General features: G+C 34.9%; 11 protein-coding genes. 3 read left to right on the plus strand and 8 right to left on the minus strand.

Going from position 1 to position 13,292, the window contains the following annotated elements:
* Positions 1-28 precede the first annotated feature (28 nt).
* The 3 genes from SMGD1_RS03525 to SMGD1_RS03535 are packed head-to-tail and all read right to left on the minus strand — an operon-like array spanning position 29 to position 5,034.
* On the minus strand, positions 29-3,466 hold the full coding sequence (locus SMGD1_RS03525; protein WP_008338727.1) for a molybdopterin-dependent oxidoreductase: 3,438 nt from the start codon (positions 3,464-3,466) through the stop codon (positions 29-31).
* Positions 3,467-3,478: 12 nt separating this feature from the next.
* On the minus strand, positions 3,479-4,396 hold the full coding sequence (nrfD, locus tag SMGD1_RS03530) for an NrfD/PsrC family molybdoenzyme membrane anchor subunit (protein WP_008338788.1): 918 nt from the start codon (positions 4,394-4,396) through the stop codon (positions 3,479-3,481).
* The gene (locus SMGD1_RS03535; protein ID WP_008339140.1) at positions 4,396-5,034 is read right to left on the minus strand and encodes a 4Fe-4S dicluster domain-containing protein; all 639 of its coding nucleotides are present in this window, start codon (positions 5,032-5,034) and stop codon (positions 4,396-4,398) included. Before SMGD1_RS03535 ends, nrfD begins: the two co-directional genes overlap by 1 nt.
* A 280-nt stretch (positions 5,035-5,314) precedes the next feature.
* Between SMGD1_RS03535 and SMGD1_RS03540 the strand changes: the two genes are divergently transcribed.
* The 3 genes from SMGD1_RS03540 to SMGD1_RS03550 are packed head-to-tail and all read left to right on the plus strand — an operon-like array spanning position 5,315 to position 9,319.
* Positions 5,315-6,700 carry an HD domain-containing phosphohydrolase gene (locus tag SMGD1_RS03540; RefSeq protein ID WP_008339084.1) on the plus strand — a complete coding sequence of 462 codons (1,386 nt, stop codon included), beginning with the start codon at positions 5,315-5,317 and terminating at the stop codon, positions 6,698-6,700.
* A complete protein-coding gene (locus tag SMGD1_RS03545; protein WP_139064122.1) occupies positions 6,700-7,269 on the plus strand; it encodes an SCO family protein in 570 nt (189 codons plus the stop codon). Before SMGD1_RS03540 ends, SMGD1_RS03545 begins: the two co-directional genes overlap by 1 nt.
* Positions 7,262-9,319, plus strand: a complete 2,058-nt coding sequence (locus SMGD1_RS03550; protein WP_008338905.1) for an ATP-binding protein — start codon at positions 7,262-7,264, stop codon at positions 9,317-9,319. Before SMGD1_RS03545 ends, SMGD1_RS03550 begins: the two co-directional genes overlap by 8 nt.
* On the opposite strand, the gene SMGD1_RS03555 is transcribed toward SMGD1_RS03550, so the two are convergent.
* The 5 genes from SMGD1_RS03555 to SMGD1_RS03575 all read right to left on the minus strand — a co-directional run bounded on the left by SMGD1_RS03555 (position 9,309) and on the right by SMGD1_RS03575 (position 13,276).
* Positions 9,309-10,394: a SpoIIE family protein phosphatase gene (locus tag SMGD1_RS03555; protein WP_008339054.1), complete on the minus strand. Its 1,086-nt coding sequence runs from the start codon at positions 10,392-10,394 to the stop codon at positions 9,309-9,311. The two genes, SMGD1_RS03550 and SMGD1_RS03555, sit on opposite strands and share 11 nt — an antisense overlap.
* A 105-nt stretch (positions 10,395-10,499) precedes the next feature.
* Positions 10,500-10,973, minus strand: coding sequence for a DUF2231 domain-containing protein (locus tag SMGD1_RS03560; RefSeq protein ID WP_008339165.1), 474 nt, complete (start codon positions 10,971-10,973; stop codon positions 10,500-10,502).
* 74 nt (positions 10,974-11,047) lie between these two features.
* Positions 11,048-12,340 carry a histidinol dehydrogenase gene (hisD, locus tag SMGD1_RS03565; RefSeq protein WP_008340662.1) on the minus strand — a complete coding sequence of 431 codons (1,293 nt, stop codon included), beginning with the start codon at positions 12,338-12,340 and terminating at the stop codon, positions 11,048-11,050.
* A gap of 2 nt (positions 12,341-12,342) precedes the next feature.
* The gene (locus SMGD1_RS03570; RefSeq protein ID WP_008338820.1) at positions 12,343-12,768 is read right to left on the minus strand and encodes a thioredoxin fold domain-containing protein; all 426 of its coding nucleotides are present in this window, start codon (positions 12,766-12,768) and stop codon (positions 12,343-12,345) included.
* On the minus strand, positions 12,761-13,276 hold the full coding sequence (locus SMGD1_RS03575) for a shikimate kinase (RefSeq protein ID WP_008338784.1): 516 nt from the start codon (positions 13,274-13,276) through the stop codon (positions 12,761-12,763). The genes SMGD1_RS03570 and SMGD1_RS03575 overlap by 8 nt, the downstream gene beginning before the upstream one ends.
* Between the last annotated feature and the right edge of the window lie 16 nt (positions 13,277-13,292).

Raw genomic sequence — 13,292 nt, forward strand, 5'->3', positions numbered from 1 at the left:
CCCTTTGGTAGTAAAGACTAAAGACTTATTAGTCTTTAATCTCAACAGCATAAGCTTTATCCGAAAGTGGAACCCACGGACGTTTAATATGTTGAGGACGACGAAGTTTATCACTTGAATTAAGTGGACGAGTTAAATCATCTCTCCATCCTTGATAAATTTTAAAGTTATTTTCATAATTTACATAGATATCACCAATTTTATCACCTGCTTGTGCAGGTTCTAAAATAACTTTCTGGTGCCAACAATGCATACCAGAAATTGGATCCGGATGAGCTGCAGCTACAGCATTTTGCCATGAACCACTTAGACCATCCCACCAGATGTTACCGCTATCACGGTTGTATTCTGCAAATCTTTCAGCATGAAAAGGTTTAATACCTTCAACATATTTAAGTTTACCTTCTTTACCATCCATTTGAAGTTCAGCAGTTGGAACACCGAAGCTGTTGATACCGCCTGTACCGTCATAATCTTCAATCTTAATCTGAGCACCAACTCTACCTGCATTTTCAGGTGAGTGAGCCATAAATTTAGGATCGTTCATATTTCTTGCAACTGGCTGAGAATCAACTTTGCCATCACTTACACCATTAGGTATAGTAACAGAGTTTACAAGTTTCCATCTACCACCGTGGTGAGAACATGCTAACGTACCTGGAAGTACACCCTCAGTCGGAACAGCCATAGCTACAAAGTAACCTGACTCTAAACCAGTAACACTATCAGTAATTCTTACACGAATCGAGTCACCACGTTTAAAACCTTGACGAGCAGCATCTGGAGTTGAGATCCAGATAGGGTCATGATTTTGTGAAATTTCCATTAAGTGCTTAGAGTTTGCAGAACGCGTATGAATATTATACGGCAGACGGAAAACTGTATTAAGCGCATATGAATTTTTCTCAGTCATATAAGAGTGGTCAACATGAGATACAATGTGAACCATTTCTTTTTTCTCTTTTGGAGTTCTTGGGTAGAATGGAATAGCATATTCTGGCCATTTCCAATCATCAGCTAACCACTCACAGAAGAAATCAAGTTTCTTATCTAGCGTAGCGAAACCTTCCATCATCTTGCCATCTATCTCGATAGCAACTGGTTTTTTACCATCTTTGTACTTAGTACTTCCATGGTGATCTTGTGCATAAATAACACCAGTTTTTCTGTCAATAGTAAGATCTCTTTTGTCATACTTGTGACCGTGTGAAACAAGTGTTTGACCATCATACTTAACTGGTTTTTCTTGTGCAGAATAAATTTTATTCTCTTCCATCCATGCACCATGATCTCTCATATACTCATATACTGGGAATTCAGCATTTTTGTATCTAGAATCTGCAGTTGCAGTAGCTTTAAGATTTGGTAAGTTGTCACCAAATGCAGCATCATACCACTCAGCAATAGTAACTGGAGTGCCAGGAGTCTTTTTAGATTCCCACATAGATCTGATTGATTTAGTTTTAGCATCATCAATGAAGATTTTACCATCTGGATCAATATAGTTAACACACATGTCAAACCAGAACTCATTCTCTTCCCAAACTTCACCAAGACCAGCTTTAATGTGAGCTTCAAGTGTAGCACGAGCTGGATTTTTAGGTTTCCAACCAGATTTTTCAAGAGCAACTCTCATAACAGGCTGACGGAAAGAAGTCCATCTTGCAGGCATAGTAGCTTCTGAATGTTGATCGTGTCTTTCACCGGCCAAACCAACAGGTAAAATATAATCAACATACCAGTTTGTCTCAGACCATACAGGAGAAAGATTAAATGTAAGTTCCATTTTCTTTTCATCTTTGATCGTCTCAATCCATCTGAAACCATCCGGATTAATCCAAACAGGGTTATACATACGAGGAATCCAAACAGCAAGTTTTTGAGGTACGTTAAGACCTTTGTCTATCCATTTTTGCTGCCACTTAGTATCTGCAAGCAGGTGAGGAAGTAAGAATGACATCTCGTAAGTCGATAGTGGCCACTCTGGTGGGAAACTAAGCTCATTATAAACATCAACTTTAGGAATGTTTGAACCACGCTTACCTTGACCAACAGTTGAACTACCACCTTTACCAGCTACAGAAATAACATGGAAGTGGTGGAAGAATGTACCACCCTCAGGACCGATAGCACCACGAAGAGCGATTGGCAAGAAACCTGTACGACCACTCATCCAACCACCACGGTTACCAGCAGCAGTTGCTCTCCAGAAGTATGAAGAAACTGAAGTACCAGCCCAGATGAACATGTCATATAGCTTTTCAAGTCTATCCGCAGGAACATGAGTCTCTTTAGATACATGATCTAAAGTATATGGTGTATAAAGCTCTTGTAAAGTGTCTAAGAACGTATCAAAGTCAACTTTTGTAGGTGCTTTAGAGATATACCCTTTTTCTACCATAAAATCTAAATACTTTTTATTACTTAAAAATACTTCCCAGTTCATCCATTTTTTAACGAAATCTCTATCAACTTTACCTTCATTCAAAATTCTCTGAGTTAAGTAAAGATAGATTAGAGGCTCAGTACCAGGCCATGCAGCGATCCATAGATCTGCCATACCAGCTGAGTTAGACATACGAGGATCCATAACTACAAGTTTGGCACCCTTCGCTCTAGCATCTGCGATAAATGAAGCTGATTGCTGAAAATAGTGACCAGCATCTGCAGCATGAGATGAGTTAAGGAAGATTAACTTCGCATTAGCCCAATCTGGAGAACTTCTATCATCGTTTGCCCATTGAATAGTCGGAGTACGACCACCTGAAGAACAGATGTTAGTGTGTGAGTTGAATGCATCACAACCAAGTGTATGCCATACTTTACCAGTAAATCCATTCTCATTTGGACGACCAACGTGGAACATTACTGTTTTCTTAGATAACTCATCACCTTTAGCTAATGTATCTCCCATCTTTTTACCGATAGCAGTCATAGCCTCATCCCAAGTTGTACGTACCCATTTACCTTCACCACGAGCAGAACCTGGAGCTCTTTTTAGTGGGAATGCAATACGATCTGGATCATACATTTGTGATTGCGTAGCATAACCTTTTGCACAGTTACGACCACGAGAAGCCGGGTGTAATGGATTACCCATGTACTTTTTAACTGTAAAAGTTTTTTTATCGATCCATGCAGTCAGACCACAAGAAGCCTCACAGTTTGAACATGCAGTTGGAACGATCATATAATCATTAACTTCTATACCATTTGGATTAGCTTCACTTCTAACACCGTGGCGGTCAATACCACCTCTTTTCCAGTCATCTCCATCTAACTCTTTAAAGTCAGCCCACTCCTCCATCGGAGGGTAGAATGATAATGAGTCTGGAGTGTTTGTAAATTTGCTCTCAGTAACAGATTCTGCCATAGCATCTGTTGTAAATACACCTTTAGCAATTGCAGCACCAGCAACCGTGAATGCAGCACCTTTTAAAAATGTTCTTCTACTTTGTAAATACATTTATTTTTCTCCCTAACTCATTGGTAATAATTGTGGTATGTTTAGCCAAACATGTTTAACTAAAAATAGACCCACTAGTGCTAAAATTGCAGCAAGTTTTAAGATGCTTTCACTTTTGCTCGAACGACTTAATACAATTAACAGCATTGGTAATAAATATGTCATCCATTGACCTAACCAGAACATAACTGTATATGGTCCGTCACCTTTGATATACTCTAAAGTAAATGCAATCTCTTCAGCTTTCATTGGTCCAAAGATATACTCAGACATATAGATGATAAATGACATTAATGCACTAAGTCCTAAAACCACACCTAACGTCTTTTTAGCTTCATAAGATAGTTTAGAACCACCTAGAAGAATCATTGCAGCTGAACCAGCAAGAAGTGCAGCTAAAATCATTTGAGCTGATTCTGCTGGCATTTGCCATAGTTCACGAGCTGTACACTGAGACATAAGAGCTGCAGTATAAAGCGTTACAGGAATTGCTAATATAGTTGTCCATAAAAGTATCTTGTCATAATTAGTATTACACTCATCTTTAGTTCTTGCTCTCCATGCTACTAACACTAAAAGAGTCAGTAAACCTAAGAAAGCTGATGCCATAAATGTACCCCATGCAATTGCAGATGAAAAACTAGGGTGAACAAGGATATGCCAAAATCTAAACGGCTGGTGTAAGTCTGCCAATGTAAACAATAGGAATATATTAATAAATATAAACGCAACTATTGAAGTTTGCAGTCTTAATTTATTACCAGATTCTGGATGCATTCTAAGAAGTAAGAAAAGCATAAAAATCACACCAGTACCAATACTTTTTGCCCACATATTTACTGTAACTAACCAAGGCCAAACTATACCTGGAATAGCTACATCTAAAGTTACTACAGCGTTTGTTGCTGCTAAAATTTCATGTGCCGCCATTAGTGGTGTCCTCCTACTGGAAGTGTTGTAATCTTGTTAAACAATGAGTGACCGTCTACTCTATGTGATGCAAGAGGGTTAAGGTTAACATTACCTGCATTTGTATAGAAATGGTGAGGGTTAGTTCCCTTCTCTGGCTTACGCACTTGAACATTTCCTTGATTTACTTGAATATATTTAGAAATATTTGAAGTTGGATCATCTAAGTCACCAAAAATATTCGCTTGAACAGGACAAGCAACAACACAAGCAGGCATCATTGATGATGCGACACGGTGTGCACAGTAAGTACACTTATCTGCTGTTTGTGTTTGTGGGTCAATATAGATTGCTCCATATGGACAAGCCATAACACAACCAGCACAACCAATACAGCGCTCTTTATCAATATTTACAATTCCATTATCTAAATAATGTAATGCGCTAACTGGACAGATTCTCTCACAAGGAGCATTCTGACAGTGATTACATCTCAGAGGTGTAAATGTTCTTTTTGTATCTGGGAAAGTCCCCACATCCACATACTTAACACGAAGTCTCCATGTACTAAGTGGAACTTCATTCTCCACTTTACATGCGATCTCACATCCTTTACATCCCATACACAAATGTAAATCAACTAGGAAACCTAATTGCATATATTCTCCTTTAGCCTTTTATTAACGGCAAATTTAAGATTTATAACTTTATCTAATACATTTAAAAAGAAGCCCTTATAGTGGTGAAACCAAGGCTCTTTTACTAACAAAAATAGTATCTAAGTAATCTTAAATTAGTTATAAACACGTGATAATTTTTTGATAAGTTTTTATAGTTGTGTAGTTTTGTTAACAAGTAAAGTCTACTTGTCAATTAAAGATTTTGTTAGAATTATTGGAGTACAATTTATATCGACACAACTATATATAATGGATTATAATGACGAAAAAGCACAATATACTTATAGTCGATGACAATGCAAAGAACATACAGCTGGCTGCTAATGTTTTAAAATCAACAGACTTATATAACATATTTTTTTCTACAAGTGGTGAAAAAGCCATAGAACAACTTAAATTGCGAAGATACTCTCTCATACTTTTAGATATTAATATGCCAGGATTAAATGGCTATGAAACCGCTTCCATAATAAAAAATGATTCAAATACAGCAAATATACCAATAATATTCCTTAGCGCTAATGCGAACAAAGACAGTATTAGAAAAGGTTTTGAACATGGCGCTGAAGACTACATAACAAAACCTTTTGACGAACTTGAGTTAATTCATCGTGTTAAGACACATGTTGAGCTCTTCAATGCAAAAGAGCAACTTCTTCAAGAAGTAAACGAGACAAGAACTCTGCTTGAACAATATAAAATAGCTGTTGATGCAGCTGCCTCAGTCTCTAAAGCAGACTTAAGTGGAGACATAACGTATGTTAATGATAAATTTTGTGCACTGACTAAGTATCCAAGAGAAGAGCTTATTGGTAAAAATCACAGGATTTTCAGAAGTCCTGATGTTAGTAATGAGATTTATAAAGAGATGTGGGAAACTATCACCAATAAAAAAACATGGAATGGTTTAGTTAAAAATATTGCCAAAGATGGAAGTAACTACTATTTTGAATCTACTATTATTCCAATAGTAAACTATAACAATGAAATTGTTGAATACATTAGTATAAGAACTGACATTACAAAAGAGATGGAACTTCAGAATGATATTGTAGCTACTCAAGAAGAGGTACTTCAAACCTTAGGTGAACTAGGCGAATGGCGATCAAAAGAGACTGGTGATCATGTAAACAGAGTCTCACTATTTTCTGAACTTCTAGCTAGAGCTCATGGATGTGATGAAGAAAATGTAGCACTTCTTAAAATGGCTTCTCCAATGCATGACATTGGAAAAGTAATTATACCAGATGCCATACTTTTAAAACCAGGCAAACTCTCAGATGAGGAGTTTGAGCTTATGAAAAATCATACTACATTTGGATGGGAAATCTTTAATAAATCAAAACATCAACTCTTACAAGCTGCAGCACTGATATCATATCAGCATCATGAAAAATGGAACGGTACAGGCTATCCTAGAGGTATAAGTGGTGAAGACATTCATGTGTTTGGCAGAATTACTGCTATTGCTGATGTATTTGACGCTCTATGTCATGACAGAATCTATAAAAAAGCTTGGAGTGTTGAAGATACTTTAGACTTTATCAAATCTCAAAGCGGCATTGCTTTTGAACCAGAACTCGTAGATTTGCTCATTGAAAATATAGATGAAATACTAAAAATAAAACAAAAATATAATAAATAATGCGAAAAAAGATATATGCTGCAGTAATGATACTCCTTGTCATTACCGTATCTATACTTATAATGATTGTTCCTACCTTCTTTACAAAAGGTTTTTCTAGAACTTCACTTCAAAAAGAGTTTAAACTTCCACTTGTTTTAAATGATGACAAAGATATAAAACTTCTATTTTTTGGCTATTCTGGATGCGCAGATATTTGTACGCCAAGGATGCAAGATATTAGCACTCTTTACAAATCACTGAATTCTGAGACAACTAAAAGAGTAGGTTTAGAGTTTTTAGATATATCTACTCCTGATGATGAAACTCTACCAAATAGATTCGCTAACTTTTTTAATGAAGACTTTAAGGGAATATATTTAGACAAAAACACTTTAAGAGACTACACAAAAGTATTTAGTGTCTATTTTTCAAAATCTCTTATGGATAAAACCGAGTATGACCATACTGCAAACTTATACCTTATAAAAAGAAGCAAAAACAAAAAAGAGATAAGATATATATACAATTCATATCCATATAATTTACATCAGATTAAGTTAGATATAGAGGAGTTACTTCATGAATAGTTTATTTAAGGTCTTTTTTTTAAATGGCACTTTTTCTTCTGATATGAGCAAAGAATATGCACGTGCTGATGGGTTTATGCTAAAACTAGTATTTGTCCACTGGGTTATAGTATCTACTATAACTGCTTATGTATTTGATGCCTATCTTCTTGGCTTTATTGGGGGAGGTGCTCTATTTGGCATAACATACTTTGCCTATAAATCTTTTTATGGTACTCAAACATATAGATATATATTAGCGTTGGTTCTTCTTACTTTTTCTATCATAATGATTCAGCAGAGTTTAGGTCGAATAGAGATGCACTTTCACATATTTGGAGCACTCTCATTTTTAGTAATTTACAGAGATCATAAAATAATTACTCTTGCATCTATATTTACACTACTTCATCACTTAATATTCAACTACTTACAACAGTACAATATAACTATCTTTGACACACCTATAGTTATTTTCAACTATGGATGTGGGTTCGATATTGTTTTGCTTCATGGTGCATTTGTAATGTTTGAATGGTTTGTTGTTGCTAATATAGTTTTATATATGGATAAAACGCATAAGGAACTTCACCGCGCAAAAGAGGCTTTAGAATCTGTAAATAAAAATCTTGAGAGTATGGTAGAGATTAGAACTCTGGAGCTAAAACAGGCAAAAGAAGAGGCAGATTCAGCAAATAATATGAAGTCAGAATTTCTGGCGAATATGTCTCATGAGATTAGAACACCGATGAATGCAATCATTGGTTTTACTGACCTGTTGGAAAAAAGTGTTAAAGATACAACTAATCAAAACTATGTTAAATCAGTTCAGGATAGCTCTAAAATACTTCTTGCAATCATTAACGACATATTAGACCTCTCAAAAGTTGAGGCTGGAAAACTAGAAATTCAACATATTGCCACAGATATTAGAACTATAGGAGATGAGATAAAAAATGTTTTCTATCATAAAGCGAAATCAAAAGCCCTAAAACTAAAAGTAAATATTGAAGAATCAGTTCCAAGTAGCTTGATGTTGGATGAAGTGAGAACACGACAAGTACTTCTTAATCTAATAAGTAATGCTATTAAATTCACTCCTGAAGGCTTCGTAAATCTAAATATATTTAGCTCTTTAAATCAAGATACAAATCTTATCAATTTGACAATAGAAGTTGAAGACAGTGGAATTGGTATGGATAAATCAGAGCAAGATAAAATGTTTGAGGCATTTGCACAGCATACAAACCAAAGTAATAAAGAGTACGGAGGCACTGGGCTTGGCTTAGCTATCACAAAAAAACTAGTTACTTTAATGGGTGGGGATATCAGTGTAAAAAGTAGTAAAGACAATGGTTCAACTTTTAGAATCATTTTACCTAATATAGAAATAGCTCAAAGCGAACCTATCGCTAAACTAAGAGCAAACCAAAAAATATCATTTGAGAATGCTACTGTACTTATTGCAGATGATATTGAACTAAATAGAAAACTAATTATTGAATACCTAAAAGATACACCACTTACTATTATTGAAGCTGTCAATGGACAAGAAGCTATAGATATAGCTAAAGAACAGCAAATTGATTTAATACTTATGGATATCAAGATGCCAAAGAAAAATGGTATTGAAGCTACTAATGAGATTAAAGAGTTTAAAGATATTCCGATTATTGCGATAACTGCTTCTGTAGTATTTAATGTACCTAATTCAGAGCACGATATATTTGATGATTTTTTACATAAGCCATTAAAAAAAGAGCGCTTGCTAATAGCAATGTCTGAGTTCTTAAAGTCTAATATTGAGACCATTGCAAATAAAGAGATTGAGACTCAAGTGCAAACAACCGAGATCTCTTTAGATAACTATCCATCTCTTAAAGAACTTCTTCTAGAAGCTAAGGTAGCTGGCGACATAGAGTTAATACAAAATTTTGCTGACGAACTTAATATATACGCTAAAAAATATAATATAAATAGTTTTAAAACTATCTCAAATAAATTATCTGCCGCAGTAGAGAGTTTTGATATTGGTGAGTGTGAAGTCTTGCTAAATATCTTTAAGAGTTAAAATTATTTTCTAAATGTATTAAGGTGACATCATCACTAAACTCATATTTATTTAATGAATTTGCAGTGTAATCAATCAATGATGGATCGTTAATAAGTCGTCTTGGCAAGAAATGGTCTTCATCTTTTTTTGCATGTTCCACAAGTCCATCACTGTAAAGCATTACTGATTTCCAACCAGGAATGTCTATTTTACTGACTTCCGGAATATCAGAAAAGTCCATAAAAGGCAAATTATTCGCTTTTATTCTAATGATATCTTTTTTATTTTTTAATTTAAAAGGGTACATTCCACCAGATGCATATGATAGTTTATCTCCTTTAGGATTTATCATTATCATAATATAAGAAAGCTGTTCCAGCTCTCCTAAAAATGTTCTAATTGTCGGAAATAGTTTTTTACATATTTTTTTTAAACCGCCCTTGCCTTTGACAAGCTCTTTAATAGTTGCAGATGCGGCGAACACAGTTAATGCTGGAGAAACTCCATGTCCCTGACCATCAAGGAGATATATAAATATTGAACCATCCTCACGCTTAAATAGTGAATAAAAATCACCACAAAGTATATCTGATGGATGATATATAACTTTACAGCTTTTTGCATCTAATTCATTTACTATACCTGCTTCAAGTTTTTCTCTTGCAGCATTTTGCTGTGAGATATCATACTCTCGCAGCATCTCATTTTTAAGATTTAACTCTTTTAGTTCTGTAATATCATGACGAATAGATATATATTCCATTACATTACCATCACAATTTAATATAGGATAGATTGAAGCTTCTACAGTGTATTTAGAACCATCTTTTTTTATATTTTCTAAAATACCTCTCCAGATTTTTTTGGCTTGAATAATATCCCATAGTTCTTTAAAAACTGAGCTTGGAGTATCTGGATTTCTTAAAATTGAGTGAGGTTGCCCTAGAAGTTCACCAGCAGAATAACCAGTCGTTTCTAGAAATTTGTTATTTACATAAGTAATAGTTCCTAATAAATCTGATTTAGAAACTATACTTGTTTCATCTACAATGTATCTATACTGTTCTAATATATTTGACTGACAATCTTTCATTAGTGGACTTCTTAATATAAATATTATTTTATTATTAAAGATTATAACTAATTGAAAATACAAAGTCAAATCATATTATTGATTCTTATTCTTTTCTTACTCTTTCTATTCTTTTATGAACTCTTCAGGGTCGGCTAAACAGTCCATACCATCAGAATGATCTTTTACATGAGCACCATAAGTATAAGTTAGCTCACCACCCATTTTGCCTTGAAATAAAACTCCACCAGCAATAATAGCTACTAAAATTATTGAAAAAAGCTCTGCTTTAAAAACTTGCTTTTGACAACCATAGAACTTAATAACCGCTGCTATACCCATAGCTATTGCTAAGTAGAGTCCAAGCTGCTTATGCTGTTTTAGTAAGGCTTGTCCTTCTCCAGAAATCAGCATATATACTTCTCCGCCATCATGCTTTCCCGTAAAGAATGCGATTATAATAAATATTGCTGCAAAAACCATAAAACGTGAAGAAACTTTAGACATAAGTTCAGTTGGTTTATATAAATAAGCCAAACCTAGTATTAAAGAGATAATTGGGAGTGAGATAGCGAAATGAGCTGCTGATGGATGTAACATTTGTGAAACCCTTATTTTAAATTTAATAAGGGTATTCTACACTTTATTATATAGTTTTTACTTATGAAATAAAATTACTTACTCATTCTTACACGAACTGATTGCTCATGAGCAGTTAGTCCTTCAGTATTTGCTATAAGTGCACAAGCTTCGCCTATTTCATTTATAGCCTTATGAGAAAAAGAGATGATTGAAGTTTTTTTCATAAAGTTTTCAACTCCAAGTGGAGAGTAAAATTTAGCCGTACCGCCTGTTGGCAGAGTATGGTTTGGCCCAGCCACATAGTCGCCGATTGCTTCAGGAGTATTATGACCTAAAAAGATTGCACCGGCATGTTTAATCATTGGCAAAAGCTCAAAAGCATTGTCAGTTGCAACTTCTAAATGCTCAGGAGCAATATCATTCATAAGCTTTATAGCCTCATCCATATCCGATGTTACTATAATAGCTCCACGTTCTTCTATAGATTTTCTAGCAATCTCTTCACGTGGAAGTTTAATAAGCCAATTTTCGATCTCTACTCTCACCTCATCTGCAAGCTTCTGAGATGGAGTGATTAAGATAGAACTTGCCATCTCATCATGTTCAGCTTGAGATAACATATCAACAGCTAAATGGTTGGCATTTGCACTATCATCAGCTAAAATACCTATCTCACTTGGCCCTGCGATCATATCGATATTCACATCACCAAACACCATCTTTTTTGCAGTTGCAACAAATATATTTCCAGGTCCTGTAATTACATCAACCTTAGGGATAGTTTGTGTTCCATAAGCCATAGCAGCGATTGCGCTGGCACCACCAACCTTATAGACTTCACTTACACCACAAAGATGACATGCGGCAAGTAAAAGCTCATTTGGCTCGTTATCTGGCGTTGGAGTACACACTACAATTTTTTCCACTCCTGCAACTTGAGCAGGGATAACATTCATTAAAAGTGAAGATGGATAAGCCGCCTTCCCACCAGGGATGTAAAGTCCTGCACTATCAACAGCGGTTACTTTTTGACCTAAGATAGTTCCATTCTCTTCTGTGTCAAACCAAGATTTTGGTTTTTGCTTCTCATGATAAACTTTTATTCTATCATATGCCAAGTGCAAAGCAGCCTTTAGTTTTGAATCTATATTGTCATATGCTTTACTCATAGACTCTGTAGAAATCTTTAGATCTTCATCGCAAGAAGGTGTCCAATTGTCAAACTTTGAAATATGTTGCTTTAGAGCACTATTTTTATCAGTTTTTATCTCATTTATTATATTTGCCACAATAGCACTTACATGTGCTATATCCATTTTTCCTCTCTGTAAGAGCTCATTAAAGCTCTCAGCGAAATCTGGATTTTTCGTATCAGTAAATATCATTATTATTTTCCCGTTTTAGTAAAGCTGTCAAACTCTTCTTTAACTACTGCTAATGCTTTTAAAAAGTTTTCTGCATCTATAGCACCCATTATAGGCTGAAACATAGGTTCTCCGCTTGGTAGTAAAAACCATATTGCCGGTGTACCTGGCTGATAGAGCTCTCTTGGCATGTAATCATTCTCATCACTGTATGCGATAATTGATACATAATCTCTGTTTAGAGCTTCTACAACTCTTTTATCTTTCAACGTACCATTATCTAAAATCACACAAAATTTACATGTATGTCTTGATGAGATAAAAAGTACCGGTTTGCTAAACCTAGCAGCTTCTATTATGCCGGTATTATAGTCTTTAGCCCATTTGACTTCAGATGCCATTATTGTAGTAGCAACAAGTAGTGTTAAGTATATTAAAATTTTACGCATATTTTTTTACCTTTTTTAAAAGTTCTTTCGAGCACTCAAGTGCACTTTTTTTTGTAACATCTATAACTATATCAGCAAGAGCCAAATATTCTGGACGACGCTCTTTATAAAGCTCTTTTGCTTTTTCCAAATCATTTAAAAGTGGTCTTTTTTTAATTTTTCTCGCTGCATTTGGGTGAGTCTTTATTCTCTTAATTATTGCATCAAATGGTGAATCAAGAAGAACAACTGTGCCAATTTTTTTAAGACTTTTCTGCTTATAAAAACCACCACCTGTTGATATCAAAGTATTTTTCACACTTGATTCAAGCCATCGTGCAACATTTAACTCAAGCTTTCTAAAATATGCTTCGCCATCTTCTTCAAATATTTCTTTAACTTTTTTGTTTTCCATACTCTCGATCAAGTCATCAGTATCTATGGCAATATAATCAGAGTGCTTGATTACTTCACGAGCAACGCTGCCCTTACCAACTCCCATAAATCCTATTAATATGATATTTTTCATCAAAATCCTTAAGTAA

This window comes from Sulfurimonas gotlandica GD1 (genome assembly GCF_000242915.1).
Taxonomy (GTDB): Bacteria; Campylobacterota; Campylobacteria; order Campylobacterales; family Sulfurimonadaceae; genus Sulfurimonas; species Sulfurimonas gotlandica.

What these genes read in the sequence shown, in the direction of transcription:
- SMGD1_RS03525 (WP_008338727.1), bottom strand. Translation starts at nt 3,466, where the DNA reads ATGTATTTACAAAGTAGAAGAACATTTTTAAAAGGTGCTGCATTCACG.
- SMGD1_RS03540 (WP_008339084.1), top strand. Translation starts at nt 5,315, where the DNA reads ATGACGAAAAAGCACAATATACTTATAGTCGATGACAATGCAAAGAAC.
- SMGD1_RS03570 (WP_008338820.1), bottom strand. Translation starts at nt 12,768, where the DNA reads ATGCGTAAAATTTTAATATACTTAACACTACTTGTTGCTACTACAATA.
- SMGD1_RS03550 (WP_008338905.1), top strand. Translation starts at nt 7,262, where the DNA reads ATGAATAGTTTATTTAAGGTCTTTTTTTTAAATGGCACTTTTTCTTCT.
- SMGD1_RS03555 (WP_008339054.1), bottom strand. Translation starts at nt 10,394, where the DNA reads ATGAAAGATTGTCAGTCAAATATATTAGAACAGTATAGATACATTGTA.
- hisD (WP_008340662.1), bottom strand. Translation starts at nt 12,340, where the DNA reads ATGATATTTACTGATACGAAAAATCCAGATTTCGCTGAGAGCTTTAAT.
- SMGD1_RS03535 (WP_008339140.1), bottom strand. Translation starts at nt 5,034, where the DNA reads ATGCAATTAGGTTTCCTAGTTGATTTACATTTGTGTATGGGATGTAAA.
- SMGD1_RS03575 (WP_008338784.1), bottom strand. Translation starts at nt 13,276, where the DNA reads ATGAAAAATATCATATTAATAGGATTTATGGGAGTTGGTAAGGGCAGC.
- SMGD1_RS03560 (WP_008339165.1), bottom strand. Translation starts at nt 10,973, where the DNA reads ATGTTACATCCATCAGCAGCTCATTTCGCTATCTCACTCCCAATTATC.
- SMGD1_RS03545 (WP_139064122.1), top strand. Translation starts at nt 6,700, where the DNA reads ATGCGAAAAAAGATATATGCTGCAGTAATGATACTCCTTGTCATTACC.
- nrfD (WP_008338788.1), bottom strand. Translation starts at nt 4,396, where the DNA reads ATGGCGGCACATGAAATTTTAGCAGCAACAAACGCTGTAGTAACTTTA.